The 16,407-nt window shown below is 56.7% G+C and carries 14 protein-coding genes; 6 read left to right on the plus strand and 8 right to left on the minus strand.

What is annotated here, in order from left to right; genetic code table 11:
* Positions 1–56: 56 nt before the first annotated feature.
* From whiA to G1C95_RS07245, 7 genes are all read right to left on the minus strand, one after another.
* Entirely contained in the window at positions 57–1,007 is a 951-nt protein-coding gene (gene whiA / locus G1C95_RS07215) for a DNA-binding protein WhiA (RefSeq protein ID WP_169172294.1), read from the minus strand.
* A 141-nt stretch (positions 1,008–1,148) separates the two neighbouring features.
* Positions 1,149–2,075, minus strand: a complete 927-nt coding sequence (rapZ, locus tag G1C95_RS07220) for an RNase adapter RapZ (protein ID WP_169172295.1) — start codon at positions 2,073–2,075, stop codon at positions 1,149–1,151.
* Entirely contained in the window at positions 2,072–3,049 is a 978-nt protein-coding gene (locus tag G1C95_RS07225; RefSeq protein WP_169172296.1) for a shikimate dehydrogenase family protein, read from the minus strand. The genes rapZ and G1C95_RS07225 overlap by 4 nt, the downstream gene beginning before the upstream one ends.
* Positions 3,050–3,194: 145 nt before the next feature.
* Positions 3,195–5,465, minus strand: coding sequence for an excinuclease ABC subunit UvrC (gene uvrC / locus G1C95_RS07230; protein ID WP_169172490.1), 2,271 nt, complete (start codon positions 5,463–5,465; stop codon positions 3,195–3,197).
* 29 nt (positions 5,466–5,494) lie between these two features.
* Complete coding sequence (gene uvrA, locus G1C95_RS07235; RefSeq protein ID WP_169172489.1) at positions 5,495–8,434, minus strand: excinuclease ABC subunit UvrA; 2,940 nt, start codon at positions 8,432–8,434, stop codon at positions 5,495–5,497.
* Positions 8,435–8,665: 231 nt separating this feature from the next.
* Entirely contained in the window at positions 8,666–10,327 is a 1,662-nt protein-coding gene (locus G1C95_RS07240) for a serine/threonine protein kinase (RefSeq protein WP_169172297.1), read from the minus strand.
* A 42-nt stretch (positions 10,328–10,369) separates the two neighbouring features.
* Positions 10,370–10,804 (minus strand): helix-turn-helix domain-containing protein, encoded by a 435-nt coding sequence (locus G1C95_RS07245; protein WP_169172298.1) that lies wholly within the window; start codon positions 10,802–10,804, stop codon positions 10,370–10,372.
* 143 nt (positions 10,805–10,947) lie between these two features.
* Here G1C95_RS07245 and G1C95_RS07250 point away from each other — a divergent pair, with 143 nt between their 5' ends.
* From G1C95_RS07250 to G1C95_RS07265, 5 genes are all read left to right on the plus strand, one after another.
* The gene (locus tag G1C95_RS07250; protein ID WP_169172299.1) at positions 10,948–11,427 is read left to right on the plus strand and encodes a DUF6591 domain-containing protein; all 480 of its coding nucleotides are present in this window, start codon (positions 10,948–10,950) and stop codon (positions 11,425–11,427) included.
* Between the two features lie 208 nt (positions 11,428–11,635).
* Positions 11,636–11,758 (plus strand): hypothetical protein, encoded by a 123-nt coding sequence (locus tag G1C95_RS12645; protein WP_277348195.1) that lies wholly within the window; start codon positions 11,636–11,638, stop codon positions 11,756–11,758.
* Entirely contained in the window at positions 11,742–13,220 is a 1,479-nt protein-coding gene (locus G1C95_RS07255) for a DUF6591 domain-containing protein (RefSeq protein ID WP_169172300.1), read from the plus strand. The genes G1C95_RS12645 and G1C95_RS07255 overlap by 17 nt, the downstream gene beginning before the upstream one ends.
* A gap of 111 nt (positions 13,221–13,331) precedes the next feature.
* Positions 13,332–13,952 carry a hypothetical protein gene (locus tag G1C95_RS07260; RefSeq protein WP_169172301.1) on the plus strand — a complete coding sequence of 207 codons (621 nt, stop codon included), beginning with the start codon at positions 13,332–13,334 and terminating at the stop codon, positions 13,950–13,952.
* A gap of 45 nt (positions 13,953–13,997) precedes the next feature.
* The gene (locus G1C95_RS07265) at positions 13,998–15,182 is read left to right on the plus strand and encodes an SPFH domain-containing protein (RefSeq protein WP_169172302.1); all 1,185 of its coding nucleotides are present in this window, start codon (positions 13,998–14,000) and stop codon (positions 15,180–15,182) included.
* A gap of 17 nt (positions 15,183–15,199) precedes the next feature.
* Here the strand turns inward: G1C95_RS07265 and G1C95_RS07270 are convergent, their stop codons facing one another.
* Positions 15,200–15,667, minus strand: a complete 468-nt coding sequence (locus G1C95_RS07270) for a helix-turn-helix transcriptional regulator (protein WP_169172303.1) — start codon at positions 15,665–15,667, stop codon at positions 15,200–15,202.
* 139 nt (positions 15,668–15,806) lie between these two features.
* Between G1C95_RS07270 and G1C95_RS07275 the strand changes: the two genes are divergently transcribed.
* Entirely contained in the window at positions 15,807–16,406 is a 600-nt protein-coding gene (locus G1C95_RS07275; protein ID WP_169172304.1) for a DUF4230 domain-containing protein, read from the plus strand.
* Position 16,407 lies beyond the last annotated feature (1 nt).

Consider the following 16,407-nt stretch of genomic DNA (forward strand, 5'->3'; position numbering starts at 1 on the left):
ATGCGGTGTTTTGTTTTTGCAGTGCATTTGTCGGGCAGGTGCCGCCCGCATACGATCTACTTGCCTTCGGCGGCGCGCTGCTTCTCGGTTTTCTCCGCAAGCTGCAGCAGACGACGAATACGTCCGGCGATGGCGTCCTTGGTGATTTGCGGCTCAGCAAGCTTGCCAAGCTCCTCAAGGCTCTTGTCCACATGGTCGATGCGCAGCTGGCCGGCTTGACGCAGATTATCCGGAATGGCATCGCCGAGCACTTCGAAGGCGTGCTGCACCTTCTCGCTGGCTTCGGCGGCCGCCTTGGCGGAACGGCGCATGTTCGCGTCATCGAAGTTGGCGAGCCTGTTGGCTTTGCCGCGTGCCTCGCCATCGGAACGCTTGCCGGTCCAGTCGCGGGCCGAACGCGGAGCGCCCATCAGCTTAAGCATGCGCTCGATAGCGTCGGGATCCTTCAAAGTGACACGTTCGGAACTGCGCAATGTGCGGTGCTTGGCTTGGATGCCCAGACGACGGGCCACGCCGCACAGGGCCATGGCGGCCTCCTCAGTGGGGCAGGCAATCTCCAGGAAGCTGGCTTTGCCCGGATCGGACAGAAATCCTCGGGCCATGAACGCGCCTCGCCAAGCGGCTTTGATCTGGGCGATGGAACCGTTGACGACTTCCGCCGGCAGACCGCGTACCGTCTGCTTGCGACGGTCGACCAGACCGGTCTGCAATGCCAGCTGCACTACATTGCGCGTGACGAGCACTACATAGGTCTCCACGTTGCCGTTCGGTGTTTGGCGGGTGAGATGGTTGACCTCAGCTTCGTGGCCGAACGTGTTGCGCAGGGTGTCCCTGAGCCACTGTGCAGCCTCCGGCGAAGTGAATACGGCCTGAATAACATAGGCGTTTTGTACCGGTCGCAGACCACCGCCGAATCGGATCATGGCTGCGGCTTGTGCTTTGATCGCGGCGGGTGAATCGCCCTCAAAAGCAGCAAGCTCGCTTTTCACATCATCCAGAAGAGCCAAGATCTAACCTCCTACAGTTCCCGTTCTTCTCAATGCCTCAGGCGCTTCGTGCCCCATCGGCTTTCTGTGATACCTAATCTCGTGGACAACAGAACCGGTTTGATACGTATTCCGGCCCTCTTTTTCTCGAAGTGTGGGCAGTCAGGACGAATGTCTCCTGCGAAGTTCTCTGGCTGAAACGGTGACGTTCAGACCGTGCAGACGCAGTCTGCGGGCCAGCTCCTCGCTCATGGCGACGGAACGGTGCTGTCCGCCGGTGCAGCCGACGGCGATGGTCACATAGTGCTTGTCTTCGAGCGCATATCCGGCGATGGCGGTTTCGATGGCCTTGGTGTAAGCGTCGAGGAATTCGATTGCGCCCTTGCTGGAGAGCACATAGTCGGATACCGGCTTGTCCAATCCGGTCAGTTCGCGCAGGCTGGGCACCCAGAAGGGATTGGGCAGGAATCGCACATCGGCCACGAAGTCGGCGTCGATGGGCATGCCATATTTGAATCCGAAACTGAATATATGCACGGATACGGTGGCGGGGCCTGAGCCGAGCATAGCGTCGTATAGCTTGGTGGACAGCTGGTGGATGGACAGCGAGCTGGTGTCGATCACCCAGTCGGCACGCTCCTTGAGGTGGCTTAGTAGCACCCGCTCTTCAAGAATGCCGTCGATCAGACGGTTGCCGTGTTGCAACGGATGCGGGCGACGTACTGATTCATAGCGCTTGATAAGCACATCGTTGCTGCAGTCAAGGAACAGGATGCGGGTGGTAACGCCCAAGTCGTCGAGGTGTCCCAAGACGGCGGCCAGATCGTCAAAATATGAACGGGAACGCACATCGATGACGGCGGCGAGCTTGTGTACACCAGAGTCAGTGCCGGAGGTGGTCATCATATCCACCAAAGGAATGAGTAGTTTGGGCGGCAGGTTATCGACCACATACCAGCCCATATCCTCCATGCAATCGGCGGCATGGGATCGGCCAGCACCAGACATGCCAGTGATGAGCATTACCTCGAAACCATCGGCGGGATTCGGCTGGTCGGATCGATCCCGATCGCTCTGTTGTTCCGTCATAATGCCTCCTCCAACGCGTTGCGCATGTCAATCTCCAGGTGATCGTCTTCAACGGTCAGATCTTGCAATCGTTCGTCCGCGTCGGATGGCGGATCATTGTCCCAAATGCCGGTCATCAGCAGCACCTGCACCAAAGCTTGGTACAGCAGCATTTCTTCGCCGCCGATGGCGTGACCGCCGTGCGCACGCCAAGTTTCCATGAGTTTGGTGGGGCGCGGGTCGTACACCACATCGAGCAGGAGCCCACGGAAAGCGTCCACAGGAATGCTGCTGAACAAATCGGCGACGGCATCCGCCGCATGCCCGGGAATGGTGTTGACCACATAGGTGGCGTCCGCGGCCGTTTGGAGCATCGCCTGTCTGTCGGCAAGATCGATCTCGTTGTAGGGGTTCGCGGTGCGGATGAATTTGCTGGCCACTGGCTTGATGGAGGTGTTCTTGCCAAGGTGGCGCGCGGCTACGGTGATATGGCCGATTTCTCCCATCAGCGACATTGCGGCCGCCGCTGAGGTGGCGGTGTTGCCGTTGCCGATGATGAGCGCATTGCCGGCCCGCCGGGCGAGATGATGTTCGGCGAGTTCCCGATTGGCGTGGTCGAAGGCGAGTTGGATGCCCACCACATCGGTGTTGTACAGCTTGATGGAGGGCTTGCCGTGGGGCCACGCGGGGTCATCGACAGCATTGCGCCAATCGAATACCGCGGTGTTGGCCACCTTGAGCTCACGGGCCCACAGGTTGGTGGGCTCACCGTAGGTCTGGATGGTTTTTTTCAATGGCATGGTCAGGCTCAGACCAGCCCATGTGGGGTCAAGGGTTTTGAGGAAGGCGTCGAGCGACTCTTCGCCTACTTCATGGCGATCGTAGTGCCAGTCGGCAAGTCCCAGCGATTGATAGGCGGCGTTGTGCAGCACCGGTGACAGCGAATGCGCGATCGGCTTGCCGAGCACGGCGCAACGATGGTTGACTGTCGCCATGTCCCCTCCTTCGAAGTGTTGTCTCCATGCTACAGTCTACCGTCTTAACAAACGGTTATGTGTCCGATGTTTTCTGTCACATCCCATATCGGGCCATATTAAGTGTCGTTGGATGCCGGCATCGCGCTTCTTGTCTGTTCTTCCCTCATTGCTGAGCGTGCAGCGCGTCATACAATGCCTGTGCTTTGGCATGACCAACGCCTTTGACCTGTTCGAAATCCTCCACGCTGGCGTCGCGCATGGCTTTGACCGAACCGAAGTGGGCAAGCAATCGCTTCTGATAGCGCTCGCCGATACCGGGGATTTCGTCCAGCGCACTTCTCAGAGCGCCTTTGCGCCGCTGCTGGCGATGGTAGGTGATGGCGAATCGATGTGATTCATCACGCACCCGTTGCAGCAGATACATGCCTTCTGACTGGCGTTTGAGAATGATGGGGTAATCATCGTCCGGCACCCACACCTCTTCGAGCCGTTTGGCCAGACCGCATACCGCCACATCGTTCACGCCCGAATCTCGCAGAGCTTTTGCCGCGGCCAGCACTTGGGGTTGGCCACCATCAACCACCACCAAGTTCGGCTTGTAGGCGAACCGGTGGCGATCCGTGTTCTGCTGCACGATATCTCCGCCTTGCGCACTATCGCTCTGCGTCCTGTCAGCCTGCGTGCCATCAGACTGCGTATCGCTGGCTTGCAAGCGGCGCTCGGCCTCCATACTTTCACCTGAATCGCCGGCGATGTTGCCGTGCCTGAACCTACGGGTCAATGTTTCATACAGGGCGCTTAAATCATCCACCGCACCGTTGCCGTCCTTGCCGCGGATGGCGAAACGTCGGTATTCGGATTTCTTGGCGATCGCATCTTCAAACACCACCATTGAGGCGACCTGGAACGCGCCGCCTACGGTATTGGAGATGTCGTAGCATTCGATGCGTAGCGGCGCCTGGCTGAGTCCCAAGGCTTTGGCGACGTCGTTCATGGCCTGCGTACGTGCGCCCATGTCGGAGATACGACTCATTTTGGAGCGTTGCAACGCCTGCGAGGCATTCTCGTTGGCGCGGTCCATCAACTGTTTCTTGTCACCACGAGTGGCGGTGCGAATCGTCACCGCTCCCCCACGCAGACCAGTCAGCCAATCTTCCAGCTCATCGCGGCGGCTGGGTTCGACCGGCACGATCACCTCGCGTGGCACCGGCGCAATGGGCGCGAGCAGATCGGTGCGACCGGTGATCTCCTGACGATTGTTGCGTTCACGGGTGGCTTGGGCGCGGGCTTGGGCGTCCGATGCCGTCATCGATTGCGTGGATCCGATCGCTTCGCGATTCGTGGCGATGATGGCGGCCGCACTGGTGGTTTGCGACGCGTCAGTGTACACACGCACGATAAGATCGGCCATCAGATCGGCGTCCGCGATGTCTTCGACGCGTTCGACGCTCCAGTTGCGTTCGCCGCGTATGCTGCCTGCACGCACATAGAATGCATGCACCGAGGCTTCAAGCTCGTCGGAGGCGAAGCCGAATACGTCGGCGTCCACCTGATCGTCGAAGATAACGGCGTTCTGCTGCACCACGGTTTCGAGCATCTGAATCTGATCGCGCAGCCGTGCGGCTTTCTCAAATTCGAGTTCGGCGCTGGCCTCCTTCATATCACGGGTGAGTTGCGCAATATAGGACTTGCCGAGGCGACCGGTCATCACACCCACCAGTTGTTCGCACATGCGTCGGTGCTCGGCGGCTTCGATACGGCCTACGCAGGGTGCGGAGCACTTGCCGATGGAGGCGAACAGACAGGGGCGTCCGGTGAGTTCGGCCTTGTGGAACACGCTTTGTGTGCAGGTACGCACCGGGAAGCTGCGCAGCAACGAGTCCAAGCTGTGCCGCAGTTCCCATACTTTGGCGTAGGGGCCGAAGTACCTGGTGTCTCGGCGTTTGCGTGACCGGGTAACCCAGACGCGCGGGATGCGCTCCCCTGTGCTGATCGCCAGATAGGGGTAGGTTTTGTCGTCGCGGAATTGCACATTGAACCGTGGATCAAATTCCTTGATCCACGTGTATTCCAGCGTCAACGACTCAAGTTCAGTACCGACCACGGTCCATTCGAGGCTGCGCGCGGTGAGCACCATGGTTTGTGTGCGCGGATGCAGCAGATACAGCGGCTGGAAGTAGTTCGTCAATCGGTTGCGCAGGTTCTTCGCCTTGCCGACGTAGATGACGCGTCCTTCGCCATCCCTCCACTTGTAGACGCCCGGCTTGGCGGGAATGTCCGATGTTTTGGGACGAAATAAGTCACGCGTATCGCCCAACAGCGGAGCGCCATTCTTATTTACGGCGTTGTCGCCACCTTCGTGCGTACTCGTACCATCTATCATCAACGATGACGCGGTTTTTCGCCATTCCTCGGGGCTATGCCGTTCCAACATTCCTGATGCCACTCTTCATCCTTACTGACTTACTGAAGCATGGGTTTGAGGAATTTGCCGGTCCAGCTTTCCGGGCATTCGGCAACCTGTTCAGGGGTGCCCTGCGTAACGATGGTGCCGCCGCCGTCGCCGCCTTCGGGGCCAAGATCAATAATCCAATCGGCTTCCTTGATCACATCAAGGTTGTGCTCGATCACGATGACGGTATTGCCCTTGTCGACCAATGATTGCAGTACGGCAAGCAGTTTGTTCACGTCTTCGAAGTGCAGGCCTGTGGTCGGCTCGTCGAGGATATACACGGTTTTGCCGTCGGAGCGGCGCTGCAATTCAGTGGCGAGCTTGACGCGCTGCGATTCACCGCCGGAGAGGGTGGGCGCGGGCTGGCCGAGACGGATATAGCCGAGGCCGACATCCACCAAGGTTTGCAGGTATCGCGAGATGCCGGTGTATGCCTTGAAGAATTCGGCCGCCTCCTCGATGGGCATATCGAGCACGTCGGCCACGGATTTGCCGTTGTAGGTAACTTCGAGGGTTTCGCGGTTGTAGCGTTTGCCGTGGCAAACTTCGCAGTCCACATACACGTCGGGCAGGAAGTTCATTTCGATTTTCAGCGTGCCGTCACCATGGCAGGCTTCGCAACGGCCGCCTTTGACATTGAAGCTGAAACGTCCCGGCCCGTAGCCGCGCACTTGGGCTTCAGGGGTTTTGGCGAACAGGGCGCGGATCTTGTCCCACACGCCGGTGTAGGTGGCGGGGTTGGATCGCGGGGTGCGCCCGATCGGGTTCTGATCCACGTGGATGACTTTCTTGACGTCCTCCACGCCTTCGACGCGCTTGTGTTTGCCGGGCACGATGCGCGCACCGTTGAGTTTGTCGGCCAGCACTGGGTAGAGAATCGTGTTGACCAGCGAGGATTTGCCGGATCCGGAGACACCGGTGACCACGGTCATCACGCCGAGCGGGAAGGTCACGTCGATGTTCTTGAGATTGTTTTCGCGTGCGCCCACGACTTTCAGTGTTTTGGTTCGATGGATTTTGCGGCGGTGCGCGGGTACGGCGATTTCGCGCCGGTGCGCGATGTAGTCGCCGGTGATCGAGCGTTTGGCTTCGATCAGATGGTTGGCGGGGCCGGAGTAGATGACTTCGCCGCCGTGTTCGCCGGCACCCGGACCGATGTCGACCAGCCAATCGGCCTGGCGGATCGTGTCTTCATCATGTTCCACCACAATTAGCGTATTGCCGAGGTCGCGCAGGTGATGCAGGGTTTCGATAAGGCGCTCATTGTCGCGCTGGTGCAAACCGATGGAGGGCTCGTCGAGCACATACATCACGCCCACCAACCCGGAGCCGATCTGTGTGGCCAGACGGATACGCTGAGCTTCGCCGCCGGAAAGTGTGGCGGCCGCGCGAGACAGGGTGAGGTAGTCGAGGCCCACGTCGTTCAGGAAGCCGAGACGTGCCTTGATCTCCTTGAGCACCTCGCCGGCGATCATTTGGGCCGAGCCTTCCAAGTGCAGGCCGTTGACCCATGCCAATTCCCGGACCACGGGCATATCGCATACGTCAAAGATGGATTTGCCGTCCACGGTGACCGCAAGCACTTCGGGCTTGAGGCGGCGGCCCTGGCACACCTGGCAGGGCACCTCGCGCATATAGGATTCGTAGTATTCGCGCATGGCCTGCGAGTCGGTTTCGTCATGGCGGCGCATCAGTGTGCGAATCACGCCTTCGAAACCGGTAGAGTATTCACGCAAACGCCCCCACCGATTGCGGTAGGAGACGTTGACTTGGAAGTCGTGACCATAGAGCACGTCGTGACGCACGTCCGCAGGCAGGTCCTTCCATGGGGTGTTCATGGAGAATCCCATGTCTTTGGCGAGGCCTTCGAGCACATGGCCGTAATACTGGGAGGTCATCTTCGTGTTCGACCATGGTTCGATCACGCCTTCGGCCAACGACTTGTCGGGGTCGGCGATGATGAGCTCAGGATCGATTTCCAGTTTGAAGCCGAGGCCGGTGCAGGCCGGGCATGCGCCGTAGGGAGCATTGAAGGAGAACGTACGCGGTTCGATTTCGTCGAGTTCGAGCGTGTGGCCATTGGGGCAACTGCGATGTTCGGAGAAAGGTTGGCGGCGGGCGGGGCTGCCTTCCTCCTCGTCCACGAAGTCGATAACGATGGTACCGTTGGCAAGTTTGAGCGCGGTTTCCACCGAATCGGTCAGACGTTGACGGATACCGTCCTTGACCACAAGGCGATCCACCACCACTTCGATGGTGTGCTTCTTCTGCTTGGTGAGGGTGATGTCGTCGGACAGCTGCCTCATCTCGCCGTCAATCAGCGCGCGCGCATAGCCGTCGGAGCGCAGCAGTTCGAGCATATCCACGAATTCACCCTTGCGTCCCTTGACCACAGGCGCGAGAATCTGGAAACGCGTGCGCTCAGGGTAGGCGAGCAGTGTGTCCACAATCTGCTGCGGCGTTTGGCTGGCCACGGGCTCGCCGCATTCGGGGCAATGAGGCACACCAGTGCGGGCGAAAAGCAGTCGCAGGTAGTCGTAGATTTCGGTGATGGTGCCCACGGTGGAGCGAGGGTTGCGGTTTGTGGTTTTCTGGTCGATGGAAACCGCCGGAGAAAGGCCTTCGATGAAGTCCACGTCCGGCTTATCCATCTGGCCCAGGAACTGGCGGGCATAGGCGGACAACGATTCGACGTACCGACGCTGACCTTCGGCGAACAGGGTGTCAAAAGCCAGCGAGGATTTGCCTGAACCAGATAAGCCGGTGAACACAACCATACGGTTGCGTGGAATCGCTAGATCCACATTCTTCAGATTGTGTTCGCGAGCGCCTTGGATGGTGATCTTGAGGTCGCCGGGAATGTGTGAGATGTCGGCGACGAGTCCGCCGCTGGGGGTTTCCTTCAGCGGGGCTTTTCTGATTTCTCGGCTGAGGAACGAGTCGCTGGTCATTACTTTTTCGACGATGACCTCGCCGTTTTTGCCACGTCCGCCTGCTGTTTTCGCCGCGTTTCTGGTCGCCACGCCATCCTCCGTATCCGCTTATGCTAGCTCTGGTTCGCTCAAACCCGCACGTTTTGTGCCGAGGTTGCGTTGAAAGTCTGAGGTTAAGAATACCGCATCTGACGGGAATTCGAACAGCTGTTCGAGCGTGTCGCTGAGCCTGCGTGCACGGTAGTGCGGTCAGGCATCGGGGTACACGCTGATATCGTACGAGGCATAGTCTGGTAAACCCCACACGGTGACGGAGAACGGTGACGTTCCATCGTCCGCCGGCCATGATGCAGATCCGGATTGCGCATAAATCGGCTGACCGTCTTTGCCCCTGAGCGTAACGTACACCCAAACGCCTTGCCCGTTCGACGGACTGTATCCATTGTTGTCAACGCTGATTTCGCCGGTGAACGTCACATTGCCGAAGTCATCGGGTATCACGGCCAGTCGTGTCGTCGTGAAATCAGGTGAGGGTTGCGTCTTGACAAGGTTATAGTCGACCGGCGTCTGCACGATGAATTCCACGGAATCCGGAGCTGTGCCTTGCCCAGCCTGCCCTCCGTAATGTGCGGTTTTACCCGCAGCGAGAGTCGGGTACGCGTCGTCTTGAGTGAACAGGATGGTGCCGTCTTTGGCGCGCCCGACCACTGTCACCGTGGGGTATACAACATCCATGGTGTCGCTGGTGTTGTTCAGGCCGATTGCGTAGTGCACGTAGCCCGAATCATCGACCGACCATCCTGATTCCACGAGTTTCACGGGATTGTCTGTATGGTCGGATTGCGCTTGATCATTATTGTCAGAGGATCCGCCGTCGCTGTTGCTACTGTCTTTGTCGTTGTCGCTTTTGGGTGTAGTTGTGGAGTTGGATTGTGATGTCGACGTGTTAGAACCGGCGGCTTTATCGTCGAAATGTTCTGCTGCGAACATCGAAAATGCCACGCCGGCGACAGTGAGAATTATGGAGACACTGAGCATCACCGCCACGACAGTTATGAATCCTCTGAGGAAAGTCCAGCGCTGCCCGCGCCTATCATTATGTTGGAACAGCGGGAATGCAATACGGCTTCTCGACCTTTTTGCAGCGTTTGGAATCGGTTGTCCGTGCATTTCCAACCGCAGATGTTCGGCGCTCTGCTGCCTCGCGCTGGGTTCAAAGGCGCACGCCCGCTCGATAGTGGCTCGAAGCCGCGCCGGCACGAGCGATTCGTCGGCGACCAACTTGTCGTATGCACTTTCACCTGGATAGGCACCGGTCAGTAGATACCCCAGCAACCGCCCGATGGAATATACGTCGGAACGTGCATCCGTTTGTGCGAAACCGTATTGTTCCGGGGATGCGAATCCCCACGTGCCCAGCGTGGTGGTGTCACGCGACGCTTTTTCCGTGCGCATGCGTGCGATGCCCAAATCAATCAGGTGCGCACCATCTGGAGCGATGATGATGTTCCGGGGTGAAATGTCGCGATGCACGATGCCATGCTCGTGCAGGGCTTGCGTCGCTTCGCATACTTGATCGATGATACGGATGGCATTCGTCGCATCGATTCGACCACGTTCCTCTACTAGCTGTTCGAGCGTTTTGCCAGGCACAAAATCGTAGATAACCACGAAACAGTCGGGCAGTTCATAGGTTGCCTCGACATGCGGCAGCCGCGGTGATTGACATTCGGCGAGCGCTGACCAAACGTTGCGTCGAGCCAGAGCCGTGGGGATTTTCTTACGCACGAAAGGGCCCGTTCCGGCGATGGATACCAGCTCGGTTACTCCTGATGAGCCGCGCGCAAGCACTTGTTCGACGTGGTAGGCGTCATCGATGCTCATGGCATGCATGACTTGTTTGTCGTCCACGTCTCTCCCCTATTCGTTGGTTGGCAGCAGCTGCATGCCATGTTATGACAGCAACGGCTTTTCACCCAAACGTTGCAGTTCGTCGTCCGCGGCCACACGATCAAAACCTTGGTTCACGCACCAGATGAGGATTGCGTCGCGTCGCTGCTTGCACCATAGTTCGGAGACGCCGGCAAGCCTTAGCAGTCGTTGCGTTTGGCGCAGCGAACAGTTCAGACCAAACGCCAGCATAATGGCCCGGTCTCGTCCGGGACGGCTTTTGCCGGAGAAGATGTCATAGACCACGGTGGGGTTCAAGCCGGAGTCGCGCACCACGTCGGCGCGTTTGAGACCACGTTCGTCCATGATCTCGTACAGGTAGTCGGTGAGCTTGCGATCCGTGACGTGTTCCTCATCAAGATAGGCTTCGACGCGAGAGCTGGCCAATAGGCGGTCCAGCAGTTCCTCAGTCAGGTGTTCCTTCTCATCTTCAGGCATGGCCGCCAAGGCTACCAGATACGACGTTGGGCACGATTCAGTTGCCAACTGAATATTCGCAAATACACTCACACCACAATTATCCATAACTCCCTGCATAACACCTCACAGGGCACACGAAGAACACAAGAAAGAAGGACATCATGATCAAGATGGCAAAGACAACCAAGACAGCTCTAGCCCTGCTTCTCGCTTCCACGCTGTCACTGTCGCTGGCTGCGTGTGGAAGCGACAAATCTCAGTCCACGCAAGATTCCACCACCCAGCCCTCGCAGTCCGAGCAGACTACGGAATCTTCGGATACCGCGCAACAGCAGGCCGAGCAGCAGGAATCCGCGCAAGCTTCGACGGATGCACAGGCCAGCCAGAACAGTGATTTCAGGGCCACGATGGACAGCTACGAGGCGTTCGTGGATGAGTACGTAACGTTCATGCAGAAGTACAACAAGTCCGGCGATACGGTTTCGATGCTTGTGGATTACACCAATATGATGCAGCGTCTGAACGACTACAGCCAGCAGCTTTCCAGTATCGACCAGAACTCGCTAAGCGCCGACGATCTCGCCTATTACACGGAGGTTATGGCTCGCTGCTCCGAGAAGCTTGCTTCCGTGTCACAGTGACCGTGAGCTGGGTTGGTGGAGATAGAGCAAAGGAAGTTTGCGCACAAAACATACGCCTTTACCAGCAACATCATGTCGGGCCGACTGCTTCCGCACCGGCCCAACACTTCATATTATTAACATTTTGCTAATTTGCGTACATTTTCACATCGTCATACACTAAATGTTTGATAAGCACATGGCGTGCGTGCAAGGAGAAGGGATTCCCATGAGTAATCGCTGGCAAACCGCCGTAGCCGTCGGAATTACCGTTGCGATTGCCGGTCTTGCCGCTTCCGTACTCACCATGCTGCTGCTCAGAGAAAGGACTCATCATGACCTCGCCGTTTGACAATCTGCCGCAGCCGACACCACCGGACAACAACGGTGGCACGGACGCAACCACTCCCATCACACCGGCGCAACCGACCCCTGCCTCCGGCAATCCATTCGGTGCCGGTTCAGCGTCGAACCGCGATTACCAAGTCGCTCCTCAGCAGCTCTATCATGTCATTCGCACCCAACTGACCACCGGAGCGACATTCACACTGGACAGTGAGAATCCCAAAACCGGCGTGTTCACCTTCCATTCCTTCGACGGAGGCCAATTCACCGCATCAGTGCTGGCACAAAGCCCAACGAGTTCGTCAGTCCACCTCGAATCGCCTAACAGCCTAGACGGCACCCGCATCAGCGAATTCTTCGCCGCTCTCGACGCACAGCTCGGCGTAGCTTCCCCGGCAGAGAAACAACCCGATTCACCTTCCGCTTCCAAATCCGATTTGGTGGCAACCATTTTCGCGGTACTCGTGCCAAAGAACGAACAAGGCAAACCGAAGTCCAAGTTGGCCATAGCCGCTCTTGTGTTCAGCGCGCTTTTCGTCATTTCCGGTTTTACTGGTTTTGACTCACTTGGCTTGGTTCTATCCACGACGGCCCTCTGCCTTATTCTGTGCGGCGCTGGTTTCTATGCAACCCGCCCGTCAGGCACAGTCGGAGGTCGTCTATTTGCATCCAGCGCCGTGTTGCTGACCGTTATCGGACTGATAATAGGCTCAATCAGCGTTGGCATCAGTGCAGTAAAACATGCGGACACCAGCGACTCATCGGACAGCTATGAGCCAGAACCCGTAGCTTGTGAGGACTACACATGGCCGGATTCCGCACTCGGCGCTATGATACCTGCACCAGAATCGACCAAGGGCGAATTCTCATACGAGCATGAGGACTCGTTCTACATTTCGGTATGCGATACGTCCAAAGAGCAGTACAACGATTATGTCTCCGCAGTACGCGACAAGGGATTCACTGTCGATTATTCCAAGACGGACACCACATATTATGCCAACAACGAAGCTGGTTACCATGTGAGCATCACCTTCGATGAAGCAGGCAAGCAAATCATGGATGTGAGTATCAACGCGCCAGAAGAAGATACGACGGACGAAGACTCTGCGAACAATACGCAATCCTCGGAATCGACTACCCCACAGAACACCGAGCAGAACAAGACAGAGGAACAGCAGCCTTCGGAAGATCAGCCCCAAAGTACAACCCAAGACAGCGATTTCAAGGCTGCAATGGACAGTTACGAGTCACTGATGAACGAATATGTTGATTTCATGACCAAGTACGAGAAAGAAGGCAAACCAGCCAGCATGCTGATTGACTACGGCAAAATACTGGTCAAATACAACGATGCCATGGACAAGCTCAACTCCATTGATGAAAGCACATTGACGCCAGATGAGCAGCAGTATTTCATCGAAGTACAGAACAGAGTTAACGCTAAACTCGCCACCGTGGCCCAATAGCAAACATCTTGATGCCGGCGATAGCCATGAGCAGCCTGTCGGCATCAAGACTAGCGGCATTAACTGTCTCAGCGCCCATCATTCCAATCATTATGCAAGGTAAAAGCAAACATGACTGATTATCAGCTGCAATACGACGAGGGCGTAACTCTCGAAAGTGAAAACAGTGAATTCCGCCGCAGCGACGACCGTACGCTACACAGCACCCACTTGGTGCTCACGAACAAGAATCTCTTGTATGTGAGGGAAAAGATTCGCATGTTCGGAGCCAACGAAGTTTATATTGACCGTTATCCACTTCGTGACATCAAAGTGATCGATGGAAAGGCCCAGATTCGCCTCACCAAACATGGCGACTGCCAAGCATTTGCTATTTCGATGCGTTCCGGCGAAGTAACCTTTTATCTCTACAACACCGGCAGTTTCAAACCTCGCAAAGAGGCGATTCGCTGGACGAACGCCATCAGCATGGCAGTTACGGGCAAGCCTCTCCATGAGAGCACTCCGGAGAAAGCCGCCATTCCCGGAGTTGGATTTCTCGCAGAAACAATCAAAGGCACCATAGACACATTCAAGGAAGCTTGGGGCGGAACCGATACTCCAGATTCACCACAGGTAAGTGCTGTCGCCGACATGGTATCCGCGAAATGCACAGGCTGCAGGGCGCCGTTATCCGGTGTCAAGGGGCAGCGGGTGCAATGCCGGTATTGCGACACCGAACAAGTGCTGTGACAGGCAGCAGAACGACAAACCGAAATTGACGAAGGAGTAGAATCTATGGGTATTCTCGTGGCACTGGGCGGAGCCATCGGCGGCACGTTTGCCGATCAGTGGAAGGACATCATCACCGCCGGACCATTCGACGAACATGTGGTGGTGTCCCCCGGCGTGCTAAAAGGCACCGACAATGGGCGAGGATCGAACTATCACGGATCCGAAGGCGTGATCTCCAACGGTTCCAAGATCTTCGTTCCGGAGAACACGGCGGCATTCATCTTCAGCCAGTCAGGCATCGAGAACGTCATCTCCACACCGGGTGGATACGAATACCGCAACGGACAGGATTCCGTGTTCAACGGCGACGGCATCGGATCAGCCATCTTCAAGCAGATCGGTGACCGCATCGGCTATGGCGGTATCACCGATGACTACAAGCAAATCGCCTTCGTGAACCTGCGCGAGATCAGGGACATCAAGTTCGGTACGCACGGCCCCCTGATGTATAACGATTTGTTCTACGGCACCGACTTGGAAATCTACTCCTACGGCTCATTCACCGTCAAGGTGACCGACCCAGTACGCTTCGTGCGTAACTTCGTACCACCGAACGTCATGTCATACTCGTTCGACGATGCCAAGGTGCGCTCGCAGATCACCGGCGAATTCCTTCAATCGTTCATCGTCGCTGTCAACTCACTATCCAAGGAATACCGTATCTCCGAACTTCCCGCCCAAGCAAACAACGTCGCGCAGCGCATCGCAACGGATTCGGCCAATGCAGGCACCTGGCCTAGCCGATTTGGATTCAATATCGTCAAAGTCGCCATCGAGAACATCGAGTTCTCCCCCGAATCGCGTGAACTGGTACGTCGATTCTCGCGCAACAGGATGGATTTGCGTGCTTATGAGGGCGTCTCCCAGCAAGCTTCCAATGTGGCGGCACAGCAGCGCATCGCCCAAGGTGTGGAGAACCACGGACTCGGCGATGTTGGCGGCATGCTGTTCGGAGCGAATCTGGCACAAACCATCAATCCCATGACCGGAGGGACGATGCCGATTGAGCCGGTTCAACCTAATCAATCGGCTCAGTCATCCCAAACGTCCCAGCAACCAGCGGCACAATCCGCTATGTCGCTGACCGAACAGTTGGATGCGGTCCAGAAGCTCAAGGAGCTGCTTGACGCGGGCATTCTCAGTCAAGAGGAATTCGACGCCAAGAAAAAGGAAATACTGGGATTGTGACAAGCGACACGCTAACGTCAGCGTTTGCCGTCGGGGAACAACAGAAATGTAATGAATCCTGCGGCGGCGCCGCTGGCAAGCGCTCCGGTGATCAGCGTCAGCATGCGCATGGCCGTGAAACGCGAACGCCATTGGCTTTGTCGCATCGTGTCTTCCGTACTTTGCCCACCATGCTGCACGGTTTCTTCCCACAATTCCCGTTCCCCGAACATGTGTTCGAGGGGATCGTCCACCAATGTGGTAATCACCGTGGCCAGGTCACGATTCTCTCGGCGGGCGATTTCGGCGTTGAACACAGTGCGCAGGGCGAGGTATTGCAGCTTGGTCATCGGGGTTTTGCCGGTCTCCAGATTGGAGACGGTCTGACGCGCTACCCCCAGCTCGTCCGCGAGCTGTTGGGTGGTCCAACCGGCCACCTTACGGATGATAGCCAAGTTCTCCTGAAACTTGGCTATCCACTGCCGTTCCACGTCGGTTTGCGCCATATCGCCTCCTTTCACCTATCACCGCACCATAGTACGCGATGCGCCCCACGAGACAAACTTCCCATCGCGCAGCCCAACAAACACACCCACACAGCAACCACAAAGTTTTCCCATTGATTGCAAAAGCAAAGGAGTCAGCATGATCGCATTCCTAATGAAACACCCGTTCCTCCGTCATGCAGCCATGATACTGGTTGCTGTGGCTTTCATTATCGGGGCTTTCCTTACGGGCAAATTCACCGAGACAATTCATCAGCAAAAAGTGGATACCCATTATGTGAAGGCCTTAATCACCCAATCAAGTGAACTGACATCAGCCAAGTTCAGCTACACCGGCATGACCGAATACACAGATTCCGGCGTTGCCGTTCTCAACAAGTCCAATTTCATCATGGTGTATGAGGCCACCGCTCGCGCCGGTATTGATGTCGAAAAAGTTGAGGTCAAGGTGAACGATGCCGCGAAAACCGTGTCACTCACCATCCCCAAAGCCGAAATACAAGACGTCAATGTGGACACCACCACCATTAAATACTTCGATGAAGGTTTTGCCATCGCGAATTTCAACCAAAAACAGGATAATAACAAGGCAATAGCCATGGCAAAAGAAGACGCCAAAGAAGAAATTACAACTTCAGGCGTTCTGGAAATGGCCGACCAACAATCTGAGGCGCTCATTAAAGGCATCCTGCAACCCGCAATCCCCGATGATTACACCTTCAAAGTCACCAAGAAATAAT

Origin of the sequence: Bifidobacterium oedipodis, from assembly GCF_012932425.1 — a bacterium.
Classification (GTDB): domain Bacteria; phylum Actinomycetota; class Actinomycetes; order Actinomycetales; family Bifidobacteriaceae; genus Bifidobacterium; species Bifidobacterium oedipodis.

What these genes read in the sequence shown, in the direction of transcription:
- rapZ (WP_169172295.1), bottom strand. Translation starts at nt 2,075, where the DNA reads ATGACGGAACAACAGAGCGATCGGGATCGATCCGACCAGCCGAATCCC.
- G1C95_RS07225 (WP_169172296.1), bottom strand. Translation starts at nt 3,049, where the DNA reads ATGGCGACAGTCAACCATCGTTGCGCCGTGCTCGGCAAGCCGATCGCG.
- uvrC (WP_169172490.1), bottom strand. Translation starts at nt 5,465, where the DNA reads ATGTTGGAACGGCATAGCCCCGAGGAATGGCGAAAAACCGCGTCATCG.
- uvrA (WP_169172489.1), bottom strand. Translation starts at nt 8,434, where the DNA reads ATGACCAGCGACTCGTTCCTCAGCCGAGAAATCAGAAAAGCCCCGCTG.
- G1C95_RS07245 (WP_169172298.1), bottom strand. Translation starts at nt 10,804, where the DNA reads ATGCCTGAAGATGAGAAGGAACACCTGACTGAGGAACTGCTGGACCGC.
- G1C95_RS07250 (WP_169172299.1), top strand. Translation starts at nt 10,948, where the DNA reads ATGATCAAGATGGCAAAGACAACCAAGACAGCTCTAGCCCTGCTTCTC.
- G1C95_RS12645 (WP_277348195.1), top strand. Translation starts at nt 11,636, where the DNA reads ATGAGTAATCGCTGGCAAACCGCCGTAGCCGTCGGAATTACCGTTGCG.
- G1C95_RS07255 (WP_169172300.1), top strand. Translation starts at nt 11,742, where the DNA reads ATGACCTCGCCGTTTGACAATCTGCCGCAGCCGACACCACCGGACAAC.
- G1C95_RS07260 (WP_169172301.1), top strand. Translation starts at nt 13,332, where the DNA reads ATGACTGATTATCAGCTGCAATACGACGAGGGCGTAACTCTCGAAAGT.
- G1C95_RS07265 (WP_169172302.1), top strand. Translation starts at nt 13,998, where the DNA reads ATGGGTATTCTCGTGGCACTGGGCGGAGCCATCGGCGGCACGTTTGCC.
- G1C95_RS07270 (WP_169172303.1), bottom strand. Translation starts at nt 15,667, where the DNA reads ATGGCGCAAACCGACGTGGAACGGCAGTGGATAGCCAAGTTTCAGGAG.
- G1C95_RS07275 (WP_169172304.1), top strand. Translation starts at nt 15,807, where the DNA reads ATGATCGCATTCCTAATGAAACACCCGTTCCTCCGTCATGCAGCCATG.